This window comes from Streptomyces sp. NPDC048361 (assembly GCF_040651795.1).
Classification (GTDB): domain Bacteria; phylum Actinomycetota; class Actinomycetes; order Streptomycetales; family Streptomycetaceae; genus Streptomyces.
Genome location: NZ_JBEZKW010000073.1, coordinates 1 through 20,071, shown reverse-complemented (window position 1 = coordinate 20,071; position 20,071 = coordinate 1). Strand labels below are relative to the sequence as shown.

Genomic DNA, 20,071 nt, shown 5'->3' with positions numbered 1-20,071 from the left:
CCCCTCACGGTTTCCTGCGTCACACCCGCTTAAACATCAAGATCCTGACGGTGCGTCAATTGTTATGCGGAGCGAGACCTTTCGGGCACCCACCGTGAAGGCCCCCTGCGCACCCACCGTGGCGACCGAACCCCACGCGCTGCCCTGTGCCCTCACTTGACGATCTTGACCGTACGGCGCCGGTCGGGCTGGCCCTCGGCCGGGCGGGCCACCGCCAGCAACGCCATGTCGTCGCTCGTGCCGCCACCCGTATAGCGGCGTACGTCGTCGACGAGCGCGTCCAGGACCTCGTCCGGGCCCGGGAAGATCGCGCCGCGCAGCCGGGTGGCGGGTTGGTAGAAGGTGCCCGTCCCGTCGCGCGCCTCGGAGAGCCCGTCCGTGTAGAGCAGCAGCGTGGAGCCGGGCGGGAAGGGGCGTACGTCCGACCGGTCCGGCCACACCCCGAGGTCGGCCATGCCGAGCGGCAGCGCGGGCTCGCTCGGCACGAGCACGTCCAAGGACCCGTCCCGGTGGAGCAGGAACGGCTCGGGGTGGCCCCGGTTCACCAGGCGTACGGTGCCGTCGCCGCGCGGGATCTCGGCGAGCAGTGCCGTGGTGAACCCCTCGACCGCGTCGAGCCGGTCGCGTCGGGTTCCCTCGCGGGCCAGTGCCCGCTCCAGGCGCTGGGTCACCGCCTCCAGAGAGGACTCCTGCTCGGCGGCCTCGCGGAACGCGCCGATCACCACGGCCACCGCCTCCACTGCCTGGAGCCCCTTACCCCGGACGTCACCCACAATGAGCCGGACCCCGTAGGGGGTGTCCTGCACGGCGAAGAGGTCCCCGCCGATGAACGCGTCCGCCTGTGCGGCCTCGTACCGCGCGGCGACGTGCAGCCCGCCGATCCGGCCGGCGGGCGCGGGCAGCACGGCCCGCTGCGCGGTCTCGGCGATGACGCGTGCGGAGGCGAGCCGTTCGCCGCTGCGGCGCAGGATGCGGTTGATGACGAGCGCGAGCGCGCTCACCGTGAGCACGGTGAACAGTTCGCTGGCGCCTTCACCGAGGTTGGGCAGGTCGTGTATGAACCAGAGCGCCACGATGGCGGCCACCGAGCCGAGGCCGACGGCGGCAGTGCCGCGCTCGGAGTAGAACGGGGCGGCGGCCACCGGCGCGCCCGCGAACAGCGCGGCGGCGGTCAGCTCGGGCGGCGTGGAGGCGTCGAAGACGAAGCCGACGACGACCAGGACCACGGGTAGCACCCGTACCAGGCGCCCTTCGCCTTCCGCTCGCTGCTGCCGCACCAGTCCAGCCTCGCCCCTGCCGGGCCCGACGGCGACTCGGACGCGCCCATCGGAGTGCAGAAACCGCTTGCACGCTCAGCGCAGACGGCACCGATGGGGCCCCGGGCGGCCCCGGGCGCAGCTTCCCCTGGTGTGGCGGTGGTGGGCGTCCTGGTCCGGGACGCAGGGCAGCTCCGCCCAGCCGCCGCGGTTGAGCCGGCAGCCCGCGGGGGCCGCCGAGGGCCGCACGACCGCCGCCTTGGCGGGCAGCGGTACGGATGCGGGGACGAGCCCGGCCGGCTGTACCTGGCAGCCGCTCCGGAGGAGCCCGCACAGGGCGAGCGCGAGCAGCACGGCCAACGTCCTCCGCCGTGGTGCCCGCCGCCGACCCGCATCCGCATCTCCACCCGCATCCGCATCCGCACCCGCACCCGCACCCGCGTACTCACTCATCGCGCACGCGAGACTACTCCGCGCACGCTCCCCCGGTGGCCGGCTCGTCCGTGAGATGGCGTTCCGCGTACACCGCCAGGGCGTCCCGCACGAAGACCGCCGTGCCCTCGCCGTGCTCGTCGTAGGTGGCGGCGAAGCGGGGGTCGTCGACGTACATCCGTCCGAGCCCGGTCACGTACGACCTGCCGACGGTCGTCGTGGTGGACAGCCAGGCGACATGGCGCCGGGCGATGTCCTGGGCCATGTCTGCGTCGACGGCCACCCCGTCCGCGCGGGCCCGCCCCCAGTCACGGGCGATGTCGTCGTGCTCCCGCCGGAACCCCTGCTTCTGCTCGTCGGTGAGCGAGCGCCACCAGCGGTCGCCCTTCTCGTACGCGGCCCTCCCCCAGCGCCGGCTCACCTCCTCCTCGTACCGCGTGTGGTCGAACCCGTCGAAGACTTCCTCTGCCATGAGCTCCGCTCCCTCCTCGGTCTTGTGCAAGGTGGTCCGTACGGAGGCGATCTGGCGCGCGATGCGCTCCCGCTCCTGTTCGAGCAGGCGCAGATGGGTCCGCAGCGCGGCGGCGGGATCGCGTTCGCCCTCCAGGACCTCGGCGATCACGGGCAGCGAGAGCCCCAGCTCCCGAAGGAGCAGGACGCGCTGGAGCCGGACGAGGGCGTCCTGGTCGTAGTAGCGGTAGCCGTTGCTTCCGATCCGGCTGGGGACGAGCAGGCCGAGCTCCCCGTAGTGGCGCAGGGTGCGACTCGTCGTCCCGGCCTTCTTGGCGATCTCCTGGATCGACCATTCCTTGCCGTTCACAGCGACCACGCTAGATCTTGACGTTACGTCAAGGTCAACCGTCGATGACGATGCCGATGGCGATGGCGCTGGCGCTGCCGACGGGGACAGGGGCAGGGAGGGGATCCGGGTACGCGAAGAGGCCCGGCACTTGAAACAAGTGCCGGGCCTCTTCGTTCAGTAGCGGGGACAGGATTTGAACCTGCGACCTCTGGGTTATGAGCCCAGCGAGCTACCGAGCTGCTCCACCCCGCGTCGGTAAACACAACTCTACGCCATCGGGAGGGGTGCTCCGAACCATGTACCCGGGAGGCCGGGACAGGACGGAGCACGGCGGCGAGCGGAGGGCCGTCGCCAGCCGCACGCCGGGGGCTGCTCGGCGTGGGGGCACTGGCCGGCAGGGGGCGTTTCGTCATGCCCGATTGCTGGCAACCAACATGCCCAGCCGCTGACTCGCAATCTGTTGCAATCAGCAGACGCGGCGATTTCGTTCCCGCATTCTGGTTCTCCAACTAGCGCTGGGCGCAGGCATGTTCGCCCGTGTGAGCACGGACTTCCAGAGCGCCGGAGTCGCCCTCGGTGCGGACCGCGCGCCAGCGTCTCGCGCACTCTTCGCGCACTCACGTGGGCCGCAGAGCGGTCACAACGAATCCGGCCCGACCGGACGTATCCGATCGGGCCGAAGAACCCGCTGGTCAGACAGGTATCGCTACCTCTCCGACCGGTAGGCCATGTCGGACTCGAACCGACAACCAACGGATTAAAAGTCCCGGCAAGATCGTGCTGGGCGGCCTTGACCACTCCCCCGTCGTCCTGTTTTGCCTGGTCAGCGAGAGGTGATCCCTTCATCAGTCCGTACTAGGGTGCCCCGTGCTGGCGCGTCCGCTCACGCATCGCTCACGCAAGAGGGCCCACTGACCAGCGGGTTCACCTGTCGGCAGTCCCATCATTCAGCGGGGCAGATAGGTCTGCTGCCACTCCAGGGAGGGCATGCTCAGGGCTGCCTCGGCGAGGGCCTTGGCCGAGGTGGTCTTGAGGCTGGCCAAGCTGGTGTCGATCCAGTTCTGTACGTTCGCGTAGCCCTGCTCGCGGTATTCGACGGCCTGGACGAGGCATTCCAGTTTGTCGGCGTCATGGGCGACGATCACTTCGGGGCTGTCGCCGCTCTCGTACTCCTCGACGATCCGCTGGACGCCGGCTGTGACGGCAGGGTGTGCGGCGGAGACCTGATCGGCGGTGACCTCCTCGTTGGAGGCGGCCTTCAGGTAGCGGCGGCCGATGCGCGGGATGTCGCTGACCCGGGTTTCCTGGGTGTCGTGGAAGACCGCGAGCAGCGCGGCCTTCGCCGGGTCCGCGCCCTCCATCATGGCCAGGACGCTCGCGATGATCGCCGTGCGGAAGCTGTGCTCGGCGATGGTCTCGGGGTCCTTGACGCCGACGATCCACCAGCCGGACCGCTTGGCCCTTTTGAGCATCCCCATCTCGAACAGGAAGCCTGCGGTGCCTCGGCTCTGGTCGTCTGCCATGTGTGGCCCTCCGTTGCTCATGTGCGGTTGCCTGGCTGGTGCTGCACGGCGCCGAGATCACGACGGGATCGTGGGGCCATCTCGCTGACGTCGAGGATGCGTCCGACACTCTCACCGAGTACGCCGGCGATGGAAGGGTGGCCAGCGGGAGCCAGGGGTGCGCATATAGGAGGGCCCAGAGGGAATGGGCGTACAACTCAACGTAGGTGGGGGCCTCTTGGAGTCCTTGGACGAGGAGGCGAAGGAGGGTGAGGGGGTCCCAACCCGTGAGGTCGCGATCGCGCATGGACAGGTCGCTGGGCTGGGGACTGGAGGCGGCGCCGAGCCAGTAGGCCCAGTAGTTCAGGTTCGCGACCTCGCCTGCATCGTCGTCGACCAGCGCACGCTCAATGAAGTCGCGCAGTGGTTGTGGATCTCCCTGGCGGGCCAATGCAGTTGCAGTTGACCGAGCCTCGGGCCACGACGACGACCAACCGTGCAGCGCCAGGGCGCCCCGGCCCTTGTGCAGCACTTGGGCGGTCCACGCCGAGGTATCGGAGCTGTCGTCGTACGAGGTGAGGTATGCGGCCTGGCGGCGCAGCAGTACCCCAGACGCACCGGCACCAGGCGCGCTCTCGGCGACGTCCCGAAGGTGCGCGAAGAGGTCAAGTCGCTGCTGCGCAGGGAAGATTGGAGCGGTCGGAACGGCTCCGCGGCGGCGTGGGGAGGGCCGGTTGGCCAGTGCCGGTGGTGGGGTGCCGTTGACGGCCCAGGCGAACATGTGGCGGTCGCTCGGGTGTGGACCCATTCAGCGAGAGGGTGTTGTTCCAGCCGGATCGGCGGGCTCAGCGCGCCGCTGAGGATCCGGTCGGCATCCAGGGCTGCGTCCAGAAGATGCACCAACTGCGCGTCAGCGTCCAAGGCCGGTAAGCGGCGCCGCAGTTCGAGGAGAGCGCCCGCCTTCATATTGGCCAAGGGGCGCCTTCCGGACTCCCACCCCTGGAGGGTGGCGAGGTCGACGTCCAGGGCTTCAGCCAGTGCGGTCTGCGTCCGGGGAATGCTCTCCCGGGCCAGGCGCAGGACGTAGCCGGACACGATCCCGCTGATGCTGAGCCTGCGTGGCTGCGGCCCGTGGCCCATGACGCCCTCCCCGTCCTGGTGCGGCGCTCGGTCTAACACGTACCCGCGGTCGCGGTCAGTCCTGTCGCATTCCCCGCGCTCATACGGTCGTTGTGACCGATCGAGTGGCTCTCCGGGAGCCGGTTTTCGCAAGGAGGGCGTGGTGGACTCCGTGGCTCATGAGAGGGCGAGGAACGGCGCGCCGACCGTCGCGCTGACGGCGAGCGAACTGGAGCTGATCGCGTTGGACTGCGACCGGGCGCTGGTGGACTTCGCGCACCGTCCCGATCCGGAGGAGAACGTCCGCCAGGTCGTCGCCATGATCGACCACGGGGAGCAGCTGACGCTCGTGGCGCGGGAGGTCCCGGAAGCGGAGCGGGATGGCCGCGTGGCAGGTGCACTGCGGGACTGGTCCGAGCTGCTGGAGCGCGGCCCCGGTGACGGGCCGTTCGCGAACTGGACCTACCTGCGGGCGCTCGCCCGTGCCGTCCGATCGTTCACCCAATTCCTTCAGGAGCGGAACCGCCCGCGTCTCTCGTAGCAGCGCGGCTCTGGGCTCCCCACGCCCGTCATGCCTGTCGCCTCCCCACCGATTCTCGGGCAGTCGAGGCCGCCACACCTCACCCGCCGCCTTCTCGTACGTGCCACCACCCGCCCACCTGTCCGCAGGACGCCGTGAGCACTACCGCACCAGTGACGACCGCCCCACAGGCAGTCGACTGGACCGCCTTACGGAACTTCGCTGCTCTGCGTGGCCAGTTCAGGGTCTCGTTGACGCCCCGCTGCAACCTCGGTTGTTTCTTCTGCCACAACGAGGACGACGTCCCGCCGCCTCGGACGCTCCGCGACCGCAGTCAGCAACCCCGGCGACGGGTCCTGACCGCGCAGGACTTCCTGACCCTCATCGAAGCGGTGATCGCGGCGGGGCTTCGGCGGGTTTACTTCAGCGGCGGCGAGCCGCTGGTGTCGCCGCTGGCCCGCGGGTCCGCTGGCGCTCGCGATCTCGGACAAACTCCGTCCAGTCCGAGGCTGCTGACGGCAACCAGCCAGGTGTCTTTTATGCCTGTCGCCGTCCGGAAGTGGCGGGACGGAACTGCTCTTTTCCGCCGTTGTGCAGTGTCCGGTACAGGTGGGGCGATCGCATTCCGGCCAAGCCGGTAACAGGTGCTAGCCCAGCTCCGTGGTCGAACTAGTGTTCCCTCGTTGCCGGTTCGACCGACCGGCATGGCAACGGAAGGGAACACCTATGCGCACAGCAAGACCCCTGTCCGTAATGACGGTTGGCCTGGCGACGGCCGCTGCCCTGGGCTTCGGTACCTCTACCTCGGTGGCGGCGCCGACTGTCTCGGGCAGTTCGAGCCCTCCGGCTGGGTACGTGATGGTGGACGGACACCGTGTGGTGGCGGGGACCACGGTCGGGGAGTGGGGCAGGACGAAGGACGGCGAGCTGTACTCCTTTACCTACAAGGCCGGTGAGGCCAGACCCGCCGGACCTGCCGCGCCGGCGGCGGCGAGCTGTTCGGTGTACATCGCGGACGTCTCCTTCCACGGGGCCGGCGCCGGGGCGTGGTTCCAGTGGGAGACCTCGCAGGCGTGCAGCGGGTCGTTCGGCTCGCAGAAGCTCCAGACGCAGATGTGGCGCAGCTCCTGGAGCGGACCGCGCGGCTACAACAACTGGCACGGCACGGGCCTGACCTCTAACAGCTTCATCGACTACGGATGGTCGACGGACTGCAATGACGGCGGCGGCACCTACACCTACTACCCTGTGATGCAGGGCTACGCCAGCGGTATCGGCTGGGGCCCTAAGACCCGCTCCGACAACGATCTGCGCAAGGGATGCGGGACCAGGGCTCCGAATCCGTAGGAGAGTCGCATGGTCGAACAACCTCCCAAGCGGTACTCGCCTGAAGGCACCCCATTGGGGCGCAGCGCGGACAACATCTGGTTCGGCAACAGCTACTCCACTGAAACCCCGCGCGCCCGCAAGCTGTGGTGGCGGATCAGGGACGTACTGCACTGGCCGGTGAAGAACAGCAAGCAGCACCACTGACCAAGAGGAACACCAAGCACGAGCGAGCCCTCCCCGCAGGAACACTCTGCGGGAAGGGCCCACTTCGGTCGAAGAGCTTGTCCGCCCCAGGCCGCGAGGCCGCGTAGGTGCAGTGTGGCGTTCAAGGCGAGGACGCTCGCGGAGTACGAGACGTTCGACCGTGCCAGGAGGGAGTGCGAGGCGCTGGGAGGGCCGGCGCTTGCCGTGCCATCAGGCCACGCGTCGACGTCCGCCGCCAGGGTGTGCGCCGTCACCAGGTGGGTCTCGCTCGGGCCGTAGTGGTTGTGCAGCCGGCGGCCCGGCGTGAGGCGTACGAACTCCCGGACCCGGCGGCTCGGGGTGAGCGCCTCGCCGCCCTGCCGCCGGCGGCCCGGCGTGAGGCGTACGAACTCCCGGACCTGGCGGCTCGGGATGAGCGCCTCGCCGCCCTGCGCCAGAACCCTCAGCGACGGGAGGGTCCGCCCCCTGTCGAGGGCCGCCTCGCACAGGGCCTCCAGGACGAGGTTGGGGGCGAAGAGCTCGTGCACCCCCTCCGCGTCCAGCCAGGCGGCGAGCAGCTCGGGGTTGCGCCTGACCTCGTCGGACGGCACCACCAGGGTCTTGCCGAACAGCAGCGCGGACAGCAGCTCCGTACGGAGACGTCGAAGCTGAGCGCGGTGAACTGGGCAATTCTGGTGGCTAGTTCGGCGGGGAAGGCCTCGTCGTGCCACAACAGGAGGTTGACCATTGCCTGCCCCGGCATCACCACGCCCTTGGGCCGCCCCGTGGTGCCCGAGGTGTAGATGACGTACACGGGATGCGCCGGGTCAAGCCTGCGCAGCCGGTCCTCGTCGTTGACCTCCGTGGCGGCCAGGTCCGCCAGTTCCCGTACGGTGGCGGGCTCGTCCAGGATCAGCCGGGGAGCGACCGTCGGCGGCAGCCGGAGGGCCGTGTTCGCGGTGGTCAGCGCGACGGCCGGGGCGGTGTCGCTCAGCATGAACTCCAGCCGCTCGGCAGCGTATTCGGGGTCGACGGGCAGGTAGCAGCCGCCGGCCTTGAGTACGGCGAGGACGGCGACGGCGAGGCATGCCGAGCGGGGCAGCGCGAGAGCCACGGTCTGCTCAGGGCCGACGCCCCGCGCGATGAGTAGCCGCGCGAGGCGGTTCGACGCGGTGTCCAGCTGCCGGTAGGTGAGCGTGGCCTCCGCGGAGACAACGGCGGGCAGATCCGGGGTGTCCGCGGCCTGCCGGGCGAACAGCTCGGGCAGGGTGGCTTCCCGGTATTTGCGTTCGGGGCAGCCTAGTTCGGTGAGCAGCCGGGTCTGCTCGCCCTCGGTGAGCAGCTCGACCGCGCCGACCGCGGTGTCCCGGTCCGCGGTGAAAGCGCGCAGGATCCGCAGGAACCGCCGGCGGTGCGCGGCCAGCTCGTCGGCGGTGTAGCGGGCGGAGCCGGCGACGAGGTCGATGCGCAGACCCCGGCCGTCCGCGCGGTCGAAGGCCGTGAACGACAGGTCCTCGACGAGTCCCTGGGTCAGGTGGTGGGCGGTGGCGGGCTGCCCCGCGAAGTGCAGGTCGTAGCCGAAGGCCATGATGTTGACCATCGGACCGGTCCGTAGCGCCCCGGGTCCGGAAGGCCGAGGTCGTGCGCCAAATGCTCGCCCCGGTAGCGCTGGTGCCGGATCATCTCCCTGAAGCTGCCCGCGACTTGACGCATGAGGTCGTACGCCGTGAGGTCGGGGCGTACCGCGACGCGCAGGGGCAGGACGTTGGAGTACATGCCCGGCATGGTGCGCGCCGCGGCATCGGTGCGGGCGGCCGTCGGCAGGCTCAGGATGACGTCCCGCTCGCCGGAGAGCCGGTGCACCTGGGCGGCCGCGGCGGCGATCACCAGGACGGACCAGTGGGTGCGGGCCGCCCGGGCGGCCGCCTTGAGCCCCTCGGTCTCGGCCTCGGAGAGGCTTCCCGTGTGACTGATCTGGCCCCGCGCGGCGTACGCGTCGGCCGGCCCGGCGGCGAGGGTGGCGACTTCCGGCTGATCCGCGAACCGTGTCGTCCAGTACGTCCGGTCGGCCCCGCTCCGGTCGGAGGCCCGGTAGTCGGCGTCGTCCGCCAGCAGGGCCTAGACGGACCCGAACTGGCCTACAGGCAACGGTGGTTGAGCAGCCACCGCGCTGTATAGCTCGGACACTCGCTGGGCGATGAGCGCGCCCGTGTGCCCGTCGGCGACGCCGTGGTGGGCGCTGAGGTACCAGAAGCTGCGCCCGGGCCCCAGAGTGAACAGCGCGTAGGAGAAGAGCGGCCCGCGAGAGAGGTCCATCCGTCGGTCCAGGTCGGCCCGCATCCAGGCCCGCATCCAGGCCCGCGCGGCGGCCGCCGGGTCCGGTTCGCCGCTGACGTCGAGGACCGGGAACTCCCAGTCGGAGAAGGGAGCCACGTGCTGCCGGGGCTCGCCGTCCTGCTCGACGAACCGCGCGTGCAGCGGGACGGCTTCCGCGACGGCCTGCCGCATCACCGCCTCGAAGGCCAACTTGTCGATCGAGCCCTGGAGTTCGAGGTACTCGCCGATGCGCTGCTGCGGGGCCGTCGGATCGACCTGCTAGGCCAGCCACACCTCACGCTGGGCCGCCGACACGGGAAGGCGCCTGCCGCCGGGTCCTGACCCTGACACTTCTCCCACACTCCTCGTATCGCGCGCCGATCGTCGGCTTCTCGTCGAATGCCAGGACGGAATAGGGAGGGCGTACCGAAGAAAACCAGGAAGTAGCCGGGGCAGCGCCGCGACTCTGTCGACCACTGCCCAACTATCGCCCCCACCTGCGAGAAGGACGCTTGATGACGCCGCTAAACTCTCGCATGCTCGCCGCTGGCATCGCGGCCCGCCAAAGCGTCACTAAAGCGCCGCTGAACCCCTCTGGATCCCATTCCCCAGGGTGTGGAAAATTGCGGGACGGGCCCTTAGATTCGCCTTCTATGAACGCTTCAGCGCCTCCGACTCCGTCTCGGCCTTCGCACCCACGCTCGGCCGGCCGAAGTCCGGCCGGCCGAGGCGCTCTCGCGGAGCCGTTCAGCAGGCGAGGTGGGCGAGGGTGCGGTCTTCCAGTACGGCGTCCCGCTCCAGGATCGACTGCTGCAACTGCCTCAGCCGGGGCCCGGGTTCGATGCCAAGCTCGTCGATGAGGACGCGACGGATGCGGTTGTAGATCATGAGGGCTTCGGCGGGGCGTCCGCTGCGGTAGAGCGCGAGCATCAGCAGGCCATGGAAGGTCTCGTGCATCGGCTGTTCGTCGATCAGCCCGTAGAGCTCGCCGATGAGCAACTTGTGCCGCCCCAGAAGGAGTTCGGTCTCGGCGCGCTCCTCCAGGGCGGCCGACCGTTTCTCGTCCAGCTGATGGCCCAGGCTCTGCAGCGCCGGAACGGTGCGCAGGTCAGCGAGTGCGGGTCCGGCCCACAGGCCGAGCGCCTGGGAGAGCAGCCGCGAAGCCTCCTCGAGGCGGCCCGCCGTGCGCAGCTCCCCGGCCCGCAGGCACAGCGATTCGAAGTTGTGCAAGTCCAGGGTGAGCGGGGCGAGTTCCATCATGTAGCCGGGGGGCCGGGTCAGCAGTCCGGCTCCGTCGAAGCCCGCATCCGCCAGGTGCTTGCGGAGTCTGGAGACGTACACCTGCAGTGCGGTGGACGCGGTGCGTGGCGGCGCGCCCGACCAGAGGGCGTCGATGAGCTGCGGCGCGGACAGCGGCCGGCCGTCGTTCAGGCACAACAGAGCCAGCAGGGCGCGGAGTTTCAGCGCCTGCGGAGTCCGTGACAGTCCCTCGTCCGTCTCCACTGCAAGTGCTCCGAGAACGCGGAAGTACACGATCTTTCTCATCCCCCGTGGTCAAAGGGCCCGGAATCCAGTCCAGTGAGACCGGGCATTGTGTGCACTTGGTGTGCGCTTTGGCGTGCGAAGAAAGCAGAAGCCATCGGCGCCCGTCAGACCGTGGCGCACTTTGGTGACTTCTCTCGCCCTCGCGTATGAGTCAATCACTCGCAAGGTCCGAATGCCGGTTATGGTCCGACACCACCGGACCGTCCAAGTTCCCCCTGGGCGGACCGGTTTTGGTCTGGGACGGATCACGAATTCAGGACACTATCACGCGGCAGGTGAGCCATTCCCGGTATTACGCATTGTAGTTTTCGGCCGTCCAGGACGGGTGAACGGATCCCCGGAACCCTTTCCGCTGGTAAAGATTCGGCCCCGGACACAAAGATTCCGCTTTGGCCCTGAGGCCCCGCATCCTGTGCCATCAAGCCACGCCAACCTCCTTGCCAAGCCAAGTTTTGCCAGGTCAGTGGGTGCTCGTGCCTCGATGGGCCGGGCATACCGCCAGGTTCCGGGATGACTCCGGAACGGCTCGGTACACCTCGGGACGGGTAAAGGGAATTTCATGGATCTGAGGTTCCCCTGAGGGTCCAGGTAAACATCGCTCTCCGTGATCAGAATCGCGATTGAGTCACTATCGATCGTCCTGCTAAGCTACTTTCCAGGAAAGGCGCCCCAGCGCATTTATCGGGCATTGACCCGAGGGCGACCGACCAACGGGGGACGGGAAATCTGCAGATTCCCGACCCCCCGCGGCGTCCGCGAGGGGGACCGGCGCTACTTTCCTTCGGCAGAGCTGACCACTCTTCCGGACATCACCTCATTTATTGCACGTCGGCCGTCGAGTCGCGTGCAAAGTGCACCGTTTCGCGAGCGAACCGATTCCAGCGGTCTTTTCATGTTCCGGCTGGGATCCCCCCATGCCCGGACACTCCACCAGACATCAATTCCATACGAGAAGGCGAGCACAGTGAACGCCAAGCGTTTCATCGCAGGGGCCGTCATCACCGCCATCGCCGCGACCGGGGCCGCCGGCCTCGGTGCGGCCAGCGCGTCGGCCACCTCGCTGCCCCAGCAGAAGGCGGCCGCCACGCAGTCGGTCGCCACCGCGACCGTCATCAACGACGGTGTGCAGCCGCAGTTCTGGCACGCCGTCGCCCAGAGCGTGGTCGCCGCCACCGCGGTCAAGGCCACCGAGTACGCCGTGAAGGTCACCACGAAGGTCAGGTCCTCGTCCAGCGAGTCCTCGTCCTCCTCCAGCGGCGGTCCCGCCGTCAGCCCGAACGGGCTGCACGGGGTCATCCCGGGCGACGTCCAGTACGACGCCGCCAACTGACCTGTGTGCCGGGGCCGTTGACCCCAGCGGCCCCGGCACCCGGGCAAGCGCCACCTGAATACGTGCCCGGCGGTAACCCCTCGCCGCCGGGCACCCCTCAGCGGAGCAACGACCCCCCACACACAGAACGGAGGTGTCCCACCGTGAAAGCCTTCGGGCGAGCCCCCAGGAGCAGCGGTGGCGGCCCGACCCCGCCACCCGATCGTGCGATCACGGCGCGGCTGCGGATCTGCACCGCCCTAGCGCTGCTGCCGGTGGTGCTCTACACGGTCGCCTGTCTCGCCTACAACGCGCCCGACTCGCCAGTCAAAACCCGTGTCCAGTCCATGGCCACCAAGGCCATGCAACCGTACTTCTGGCAGGACTGGCAGCTCTTCGGTCCCACCCCGGGCAGTAACAACGACCTGATCTACCTGACCGTGCGCATGAAGCCGGCCGGGTCGGACAAGGTCGTGGAGACGAGTCCGGTGGAGATCGAGGACGCCATCGACCGGACCCCGCGTGAGTTCCCGCTCAACCCGACGAAACTCCCGGGCCTGCCACTGGCTTTCGACTCGGCGGCCAATCGCTACGCCACAGCGGTGACGAACTTCAAGAAGCTGCCCGAGGCAGAGCGCAAGCCGGCCCAGGACGCCCTGGACAAGCAGTACGCAGCGGAATTCGAGGAGATCCAGCGGTTCCTGTCCGCTCAGGCCTATTCGATGTATCCGCAGGCGCAGATCGTTTCCGTCCGGGCCACGTTCAAGAACAAGCCGATGATTCCGTTCTCCGAACGGTACGCGAGCCCCAAACCCAAGCAATCGGTCAATGCCATTCTGGAGACATCGTGGATGGACTACGTTCCGGGGGTGGCCCGCTGATGCGCACCTGGGCGACGTCCGGCATGGCCAGGCTCGACGCCGGACTGCTGCGGATGGCGAGCCGGAAGCACCGGCTGATCGGCATCGCGCTGCTGCGGATCGTGATCGGCCTTGCCACGGTCATGTACTGTCTCGCCGACTACGGGAACCGGCGGTTCCTGTGGGGGCCCGACTCCTACAACTCGATCGAGACCGCGAAGGCGGCGCTTTCGCACGGGAGTTTCTCCCTCTATCTCTTCAGTCATTCCACGGTGTGGTTCGAGATCGTGTTCCACCTGACCATCCTGGTGTCCGCCGTCTACATGGTTTATGGCGGCCGGGCGCTCACCTTGGTGCAGGCGATTCTCATGTGGTCGCTGCACAACCGGAACCAGGATGTACTCGAAGGCGGCGACAACCTCGTCCAGATCCTCGTCATCTTCATGGTTTTCACGGTGTCCAACGCCTATCTCGCGCCGGGGGCAAAGCGGCGACGCGCCCGGTTCAGCGAGCAGACGGGCCCTTCCGTTCCGACGGTCCTGCACAATCTGGCGGCCTATCTGATCGTGTTCCAGACGGCGGTCCTCTATTTCGCCGCGGGCTACTGGAAGATCACCGGGAAGATGTGGCAGGACGGCGTGGCCATGTACTACGTCAGCCGGCTCACCGGTTTTCAGATGTGGCCGGCCTATGCGCACCTGATGAGCAACGCGTATGTCACCACCGCCGTCAGCTACTTCACCATCTTCACCGAGCTGGCCCTCCCCTTCGCGATCCTGTCCGCCCGCGGCTGGGTACGGAAGGCCAATACCCTTGCGCTGGAGGGGATGCACTTGGGCATCATGGCCTTCATGGGACTGGTGTGCTTCGGCCTGCTGATGATCGGCGCGGACTGCACCTGTCTGCGCGACGAGGACTACCGGGCCCTCAAGTCCCGGGCCACCAGCCTCGCTTCGCGCCTCGCCCGGCGCGTGCGGCCGGCCGCGCTGCCCGGACCCTCACCCGCCCACGAGCCGGCGGTGAGCGTGCTCGCGACCCAGGGCAGCGGAGCCGATGCGTAACCGGGTGAACGGGGCGGCGGAGCCGCGGCGTACACCGGAACAGACCGAAGCGGCCCGCGCACTGGAGCGGTTCCTCCGCGCCGATCCCGCACAGTGGCCCCGCCTGGCGCCCCGCGTCGTGGACGCCGTCGGCGACCGGCGGCTGCACGGGATCGTCGCGGCGACCCGGGACCACGTCGGTGACTTCACCGGTGTCACGGAAGGAACCGACGGTCTGGTGGTCGAGGGAACGGCCGGCCGAGCCCTCGCGTTCGCCCAGGCGGACGCCGACGGGAACCTCGCCCACCTCCGCATCGCACCCGGCCCCTACCGGCCCGCCCGGCTGCGCGTGCCGCCGGGTTGGCGCGCCGCCCTGGGATGGGTCCTGTGGTGCGTGCTCCTCGCCGTGCGCATCGCGGCGTGCTGGAGCGCCCCGTCCGTGACCGGCTGGTGCGCAAGTGTGCTCGTCGTGGGCGCCGCCTATCTGTTCCTCGAAGGGCTCTTCACGCCGGCCCGGCTGCCCCAGTGGATCCGCCGGAGCGTGGAGGCGGGCGCGCTCGTGGCACTCGCCTCGGCCTGGCGGCTGCCACAACTGCCTGTGGGGCACCCAGACTTGGAGCTGGCGGCTGGTCTTGCCCTAGTGGCCGGCGGCACCGGATACCTGATGCGGGCGCGCGGCCACCGCTGGGGCGCGCCGCTGTCGGCGCCCCTGCAATTCCCGCTGCGATGCGGGACCTGGCTCATCGCCCAGGGCGGCGGCCGCGGCCTGAACCACCACCTGTCCGAGCCCGAACAGCGCGGGGCACTCGACGTCATCGGGACCGGGGCACGCGGGGCCAGACTCCGCAGCGGGCCCGCCCCGGACGCGTACCGGATCTACGGAGTGAAGCTGTACGCCCCGTGTGACGGGCGCGTCGTCTCCGCGGCCGGCGGCTACGCGGACCAGACCCCCGGCAGGATCCGCTACGAACCTCCTTATGGAAACCACGTGTTCATCGACACAGGCAGCGAAGTCGTCAAGCTCGCTCACCTGCGGCCGGGCAGCGTGACGGTGTCCACCGGCGACCGGGTGCACACCGGTCAGCTGCTCGGCGAGGTCGGCAACTCCGGCAACACCACCGAACCGCATCTGCACATCCACGCCGAACGCGACGGCGTCGGACTCGACCTCCGGTTCACCGGCATCACCGGGACGCTGCACCGCGGGCGCACCTTGCGCACCTGATCGCCCGTCAGCGCCAGTAACTCCCGTACTGCACCTGCTACTTAACGTCCTCCAGTCGGCCAGTCGAGGACGCCGTCAGCATGTCCGCTTCCCGGTCTTCCCAGCCTTCCTAGCCTTCCCCGTCTTCACAGAAGGGCTCTCCCCCCGTGTCCCCGCACACCCGAATACGGCCCCGCACGTTCGCCGCCGTGGCTTGCGCCGCGCTCCTGGGCACCGCGCTCGCAGGTCCTGCCGCCCACGCCGACGGCCCCGACGCCCCCGCCGCGCACCGCCATGTGCTGCCCGGTTCGCACCCCGGCTACGCCACCGAATCGGCCGACACGGGCCCGGTCCCCGCCGAGGAGCGCCTCACCGCCCGGCTCCAGCTCGGCTCCCGCGACCCGGCGGGACTCGCGTCGTTCCTCAAGGACGTCACCGACCCGCACAGCCCGGTCTACCGCCACTTCCTCACCCCCGAGCAGTACCGCCAGCGCTTCGCCCTCGGCCCCCAGGAGCACCGGGCCATCGCCCGCTGGCTCACCGAGGCCGGGCTCACCGTCACCCGGGACACCCCGCACTACCTGGAGGTCTCGGGCCCGGCGAAGGCCGTACAGCAGGCGCTCGGGAGCTCCATCCACCGCTACCGGACCGCCCGGGGCGACGTCAGCGCGCCCACCGGCGACGTCAGCGTTCCCGACACCGTGATCGCCGTGTCCGGCCTCTCCGCACCCGCGGCGGCCCGCCCCCTGTCCCAGCGCACCACTGCCCCCACCGGCACGCCCGCCGTCTGCTCCGACCACTTCGGGCAGAAGCCCGCCACCGGCCTGCCCTCCGCGTACGGCAGGACGACCGCCTACTCCCCCTGCCCGTACGTCCCCGCACAGCTGCGCCACGCCTACGGCGCGGGCGGCCCCGGCGCAACCGGCAAGGGCGCCACCATCTCCATCGTGGACGCCTACGGGTCCGCCTCGATGCCCGCCGACGCCGATCGGTTCGCCAAGGCCACCGGCGACCGCCCGTTCCGCCCGGGCCAGTACCGCCAGCAGGTCACACCGAAGGACTGGAACGTGGGGCCCGTGTGCGCGCCGCCCGGGGCCTGGGCCGGCGAGCAGGCCCTGGACATAGACATGGCGCACGGCCTCGCGCCCGATGCGAACGTTCTCTACGTCGGCGCCAACTCCTGTCTGGACAATGACCTCATGGACGCGGAGGCCACCGTCATCGACGGCCGCCTCGCCGACTCCATCTCCAACTCCTGGGCCGAGATCATCCACTCCGACCCCGGCCATCTGACGCCGGACCTGGTCAACGCGTGGAACCTGCTGTTCGAGCAGGCCGCCGCCGAGGGCATCGGCGTGTACTTCGCCGCGGGCGACTGCGGCGACTCCTCCCCTGGGGCGGCCGAGACCGGGGTCAACTGCGACGCGAAGACCACCGCGGCTCAGGCGGACTTCCCCAGCGGCTCGCCCTGGGTGACCTCCGTCGGCGGTACGACCCTGGCCCTCGACCGGCACGGCGACTATGCCTGGGAGACCAGCATGGGCGACGAACTGTCGGTCCTCACCGGCACCGGCACCCAACGGGCCTGGGGTCCCGTCCCCGGCGTCTTCGCGTTCGGCGGTGGCGGCGGGCTCAGCGACTTCCCCCAGCCGTGGTACCAGCACGGCCGCGTCCCCGCCCAGGCGGCGGGCGCGCCCGCCCGCCGGGCCACCCCCGACGTGGCCATGGAGGGCGACGGCGCCCTGCCCGTCCTGGTCGGGCTGACCGACGGCGGACAGTTCCAGCTTGTGGGCTTCGGCGGCACCTCCGCCGCCACCCCCGCCTTCGCCGCTCTCCAGGCCGACGCCCAGCAGGAGACCGGCCGCCCCCTCGGCTTCGCCAACCCGCTCCTGTACGCACTCGGCGGCACCCCGGCCTTCCGCGACGTAACGGACCAGCCGGCGGCCGCGGGCCCCGGCCCGCTCACCGCCGTACGCGACTACGGGCCATCGGACGACGAGAAGAACCGCTACGTCCTGTACGCCCTGGGCCGCGACTACGGCCTGCACGCCGGCCCCGGCTACGACTACGCCACCGGGCTCGGTTCGCCGGCGCCCGGCTACCTCCAGTGGTTCCGCCGCACTGGCGGAAGCCTGCGGTGACCCCGGACGCGATCGTGGTGGGGGCCGGCCCCAACGGGCTGGCCGCCGCCGTCGCCCTGGCACAGCGGGGGCTCGCGGTCACCGTCCTTGAGGCGGCCGACACCATCGGCGGCGGCACCCGTACCAGCGAACTCACCCTGCCAGGGCTGCTCCACGACCACTGCGCGGCCGTCCACCCCATGGCCGTCGCCTCGCCCTTCCTGCGCTCACTCGGTCTTGAGCGGCACGGCCTGGAATGGCGCCGGCCCGATATCGACCTCGCCCACCCGCTCGACGGCGGCCCCGCGGCGGTGCTGCGGCGTTCGCTGGAACAGACCGTGGGCGGCCTCGGTGCGGACGGAGCGGCATGGCGCCAGCTGTTCGCACCGCTCTCGCAACGGTACGAAGCCCTCGCCACCGACCTGATGGGCCCCCCGCTCCACCTGCCCCAACACCCTCTTTCGCTGGCTCGCTTCGGGCTTCTGGCTCCCCGGCCGGCCACCGCCGTCGCAAGGCGCTGGCACTCCGCACAGGCCCGCGCCCTGTTCGCCGGCGTGGCCGCGCACGCGCTGCGCCCCCTGTCCGCGCCCGGCAGCGCCGCCATAGCGCTCATGCTCATCGCGGCCGGGCACCGGCACGGCTGGCCCGTCGCCCACGGCGGGTCCCAGGCCATCACCAACGCCCTGGCGGCCCGCTTGACCGAACTCGGCGGCACGGTGGAGACCGGCGTCCGGGTCCGCTCACTGGCCGAACTGCCACCCACCCGCGTCACGTTGCTGGACGTGGCGCCGCGCAGCGCCATCGCGCTCTGCGGGGACCGCCTGCCTGCGCGCACCCGCCGCGCCTACGCACGCTGGAAGCACGGTCCGGCGGCGTTCAAGGTCGATCTGGCCGTCGAGGGCGGGGTGCCGTGGCGCGATGAGGCCTGCCGACGTGCCGGAACGGTCCACCTGGGTGGCACGTTGGAGGAGATCACCCACACCGAGCAGACCGTCGCGCGCGGCCGCATGCCGGAACGCCCCTTCGTCCTGGTTGCCCAGCAGTACTTGGCCGACCCGGTCCGATCGGCGGGCGACGTCCACCCCGTATGGGCTTACGCACACGTCCCGCACGGCTACACCGGCGACGCCACCGAAGCCGTACTGGCCCAACTGGAGCGCTTCGCCCCGGGGCTGCGTGACCGAGTGCTGGCCCGAGCGGCGATGTCCGCCCCGAGCCTGGAGGCGTACAACGCCAATTACGTAGGCGGCGATATCCTCACGGGCGCCAACACCCTCCCCCAGATGCTGCTGCGCCCCCGCGCCGCCCTGGACCCCTACCGCACCGGAATCCCAGGCGTCTTCCTGTGCTCCGCGGCAACCCCACCCGGCCCTGGCGTCCACGGCATGTCCGGCTACCACGCCGCCCGCTCGGCCCTACGCCACCTGCGCCTGCCCCAAGGAGGAACCCCCTGATGCCCAACCCGTTCGAGACCAAAACCGGCACATACCTGGTGCTCACAAACGAGGAGGGCCAACACTCTCTGTGGCCCAACTCCATTGCTGCCCCGGCCGGTTGGCCCGTCACCCGCGGCGATGGCACCCGCCAAGCGTGCCCCGACCACATCGAGCGGACGTGGAAGGACATGCGGCCAAATAGCTTGAGGAGGTGCGGACTTCGCGTTCGGCCGAGTGCAGGTCGAGGAAGAGCAGGAGTGAGCCACGTTCATTGAGCCCGCCCCCAGAGTGAGCTTCACCATCCTCGCCCCTGGGGGGCCGGAGCCCAGAAGGCTGGCCCCCCGGGGGCGTGTGCCATTAGGCCGCAGTGGTCAGGCTTTGGACGAGGGAGCGGGCCGCCCAGGCCGACCTCGACCACGTCCGCGGCCTGGTCGCCCCGGCCGACGCCGACGAGCCCGAGGATCTTGAGCGCATCGTCGCCCTGCTGGAGAAGGTCGTCGAGGACAAGGCCCCGCTCCCCGACATCGAGGAAGCGCGAGCACCATCGCGCTCGACAGCCTGAACGTGGCCGTACTGCGGGCACACCGCCAGCGTCAGAACGCGGAGCGGGAGAAGTGGGGCGATGCCTGGAAGGAGACCGGCAAGGTCTTCACGCAGGAAGACGGCTCGTGGCTCCAGCCGGAGACGGCTTCGGCGACCTTCCGGCGCATCCTCGCCACCACCGACCTGCCGCCGATCACCCTCCGGGACCGCCGGCACGTCGCCGCGACGATCACACACGGAAGCGGCGGCGACCTCCACACGATCAAGGAGACGCTGCGGCACTCCACGATCACGCTGACCTCGGACACGTACACGAGCCTGCTCCCCGAGGTCGACCAGGCGGCGGCGGAAGCGGCGGCGAAGCTGATTCCCCGTGCGCGCCCGTCCGCCTCGTGACCAGGCCCTGACGGCGCATCCGCTCACGCATCGCTCACGCACAGGCCCAACTTGGCCCTCAGAACACAGGAGCGCCCCGGCCGATGATCCCCGGCCGGGGCGCTCCGGTGGGGGTGAGAGGGGGGGGTCCCGCCCCCCCCTGGGGAGAGAGGGGGGGTG

General features: G+C 69.9%; 18 protein-coding genes, 1 tRNA gene and 2 pseudogenes. 13 read left to right on the top strand and 8 right to left on the bottom strand.

The genetic code is table 11. From position 1 onward, the window contains the following. Positions 1 to 152 precede the first annotated feature (152 nt). The 5 genes from AB0D31_RS30045 to AB0D31_RS30025 all read right to left on the bottom strand — a co-directional run bounded on the left by AB0D31_RS30045 (position 153) and on the right by AB0D31_RS30025 (position 4,013). Entirely contained in the window at positions 153 to 1,277 is a 1,125-nt protein-coding gene (locus AB0D31_RS30045) for a PP2C family protein-serine/threonine phosphatase (protein ID WP_362728933.1), read from the bottom strand. Between the two features lie 75 nt (positions 1,278 to 1,352). After that, positions 1,353 to 1,610 (bottom strand): hypothetical protein, encoded by a 258-nt coding sequence (locus tag AB0D31_RS30040; RefSeq protein WP_362728931.1) that lies wholly within the window; start codon positions 1,608 to 1,610, stop codon positions 1,353 to 1,355. A gap of 112 nt (positions 1,611 to 1,722) precedes the next feature. Then, positions 1,723 to 2,508, bottom strand: a complete 786-nt coding sequence (locus tag AB0D31_RS30035; RefSeq protein ID WP_362728929.1) for a MerR family transcriptional regulator — start codon at positions 2,506 to 2,508, stop codon at positions 1,723 to 1,725. 160 nt (positions 2,509 to 2,668) lie between these two features. Next, positions 2,669 to 2,742 (bottom strand) — tRNA-Met (locus AB0D31_RS30030). Between the two features lie 695 nt (positions 2,743 to 3,437). Beyond that, positions 3,438 to 4,013 (bottom strand): HD domain-containing protein, encoded by a 576-nt coding sequence (locus AB0D31_RS30025; protein WP_362728927.1) that lies wholly within the window; start codon positions 4,011 to 4,013, stop codon positions 3,438 to 3,440. Positions 4,014 to 5,274: 1,261 nt separating this feature from the next. Between AB0D31_RS30025 and AB0D31_RS30020 the strand changes: the two genes are divergently transcribed. From AB0D31_RS30020 to AB0D31_RS30005, 4 genes are all read left to right on the top strand, one after another. Next, positions 5,275 to 5,652 carry a DUF6415 family natural product biosynthesis protein gene (locus tag AB0D31_RS30020; protein WP_362728925.1) on the top strand — a complete coding sequence of 126 codons (378 nt, stop codon included), beginning with the start codon at positions 5,275 to 5,277 and terminating at the stop codon, positions 5,650 to 5,652. Between the two features lie 134 nt (positions 5,653 to 5,786). Further along, positions 5,787 to 6,272 carry a radical SAM protein gene (locus AB0D31_RS30015; RefSeq protein WP_362728923.1) on the top strand — a complete coding sequence of 162 codons (486 nt, stop codon included), beginning with the start codon at positions 5,787 to 5,789 and terminating at the stop codon, positions 6,270 to 6,272. Between the two features lie 220 nt (positions 6,273 to 6,492). Further along, a complete protein-coding gene (locus AB0D31_RS30010; protein ID WP_362728921.1) occupies positions 6,493 to 6,978 on the top strand; it encodes a hypothetical protein in 486 nt (161 codons plus the stop codon). A gap of 9 nt (positions 6,979 to 6,987) precedes the next feature. Beyond that, on the top strand, positions 6,988 to 7,164 hold the full coding sequence (locus AB0D31_RS30005; protein ID WP_362728948.1) for a hypothetical protein: 177 nt from the start codon (positions 6,988 to 6,990) through the stop codon (positions 7,162 to 7,164). Positions 7,165 to 7,409: 245 nt separating this feature from the next. Here the strand turns inward: AB0D31_RS30005 and AB0D31_RS30000 are convergent. From AB0D31_RS30000 to AB0D31_RS29990, 3 genes and pseudogenes are all read right to left on the bottom strand, one after another. Beyond that, positions 7,410 to 8,731 (bottom strand): annotated as a pseudogene (locus tag AB0D31_RS30000) (AMP-binding protein); the annotation flags it as partial. Continuing rightward, positions 8,674 to 9,708, bottom strand: a pseudogene (locus tag AB0D31_RS29995) (condensation domain-containing protein). The pseudogenes AB0D31_RS30000 and AB0D31_RS29995, both read right to left, overlap by 58 nt. Positions 9,709 to 10,206: 498 nt before the next feature. Further along, positions 10,207 to 11,004, bottom strand: coding sequence for an AfsR/SARP family transcriptional regulator (locus AB0D31_RS29990; protein WP_362728919.1), 798 nt, complete (start codon positions 11,002 to 11,004; stop codon positions 10,207 to 10,209). Positions 11,005 to 11,968: 964 nt separating this feature from the next. On the opposite strand from AB0D31_RS29990, the gene AB0D31_RS29985 reads away from it, so the two are divergent. The 9 genes from AB0D31_RS29985 to AB0D31_RS29945 all read left to right on the top strand — a co-directional run bounded on the left by AB0D31_RS29985 (position 11,969) and on the right by AB0D31_RS29945 (position 19,912). Next, positions 11,969 to 12,334 (top strand): hypothetical protein, encoded by a 366-nt coding sequence (locus AB0D31_RS29985; RefSeq protein WP_362728917.1) that lies wholly within the window; start codon positions 11,969 to 11,971, stop codon positions 12,332 to 12,334. 143 nt (positions 12,335 to 12,477) lie between these two features. Then, a complete protein-coding gene (locus AB0D31_RS29980; RefSeq protein WP_362728915.1) occupies positions 12,478 to 13,194 on the top strand; it encodes a DUF5819 family protein in 717 nt (238 codons plus the stop codon). Next, positions 13,161 to 14,234 (top strand): hypothetical protein, encoded by a 1,074-nt coding sequence (locus AB0D31_RS29975; protein ID WP_362728913.1) that lies wholly within the window; start codon positions 13,161 to 13,163, stop codon positions 14,232 to 14,234. The genes AB0D31_RS29980 and AB0D31_RS29975 overlap by 34 nt, the downstream gene beginning before the upstream one ends. Continuing rightward, a complete protein-coding gene (locus AB0D31_RS29970) occupies positions 14,227 to 15,438 on the top strand; it encodes a M23 family metallopeptidase (protein ID WP_362728912.1) in 1,212 nt (403 codons plus the stop codon). Before AB0D31_RS29975 ends, AB0D31_RS29970 begins: the two co-directional genes overlap by 8 nt. A 188-nt stretch (positions 15,439 to 15,626) precedes the next feature. Beyond that, positions 15,627 to 17,558, top strand: a complete 1,932-nt coding sequence (locus AB0D31_RS29965; RefSeq protein WP_362728910.1) for a S53 family peptidase — start codon at positions 15,627 to 15,629, stop codon at positions 17,556 to 17,558. Beyond that, on the top strand, positions 17,555 to 18,991 hold the full coding sequence (locus AB0D31_RS29960) for an NAD(P)/FAD-dependent oxidoreductase (protein WP_362728908.1): 1,437 nt from the start codon (positions 17,555 to 17,557) through the stop codon (positions 18,989 to 18,991). The genes AB0D31_RS29965 and AB0D31_RS29960 overlap by 4 nt, the downstream gene beginning before the upstream one ends. Continuing rightward, positions 18,991 to 19,248: an MbtH family protein gene (locus tag AB0D31_RS29955; protein ID WP_362728906.1), complete on the top strand. Its 258-nt coding sequence runs from the start codon at positions 18,991 to 18,993 to the stop codon at positions 19,246 to 19,248. The genes AB0D31_RS29960 and AB0D31_RS29955 overlap by 1 nt, the downstream gene beginning before the upstream one ends. A 92-nt stretch (positions 19,249 to 19,340) precedes the next feature. Next, on the top strand, positions 19,341 to 19,535 hold the full coding sequence (locus AB0D31_RS29950; protein WP_362728904.1) for a hypothetical protein: 195 nt from the start codon (positions 19,341 to 19,343) through the stop codon (positions 19,533 to 19,535). A gap of 2 nt (positions 19,536 to 19,537) precedes the next feature. Then, on the top strand, positions 19,538 to 19,912 hold the full coding sequence (locus AB0D31_RS29945; protein WP_362728902.1) for a hypothetical protein: 375 nt from the start codon (positions 19,538 to 19,540) through the stop codon (positions 19,910 to 19,912). The last annotated feature ends 159 nt before the right edge of the window (positions 19,913 to 20,071 follow it).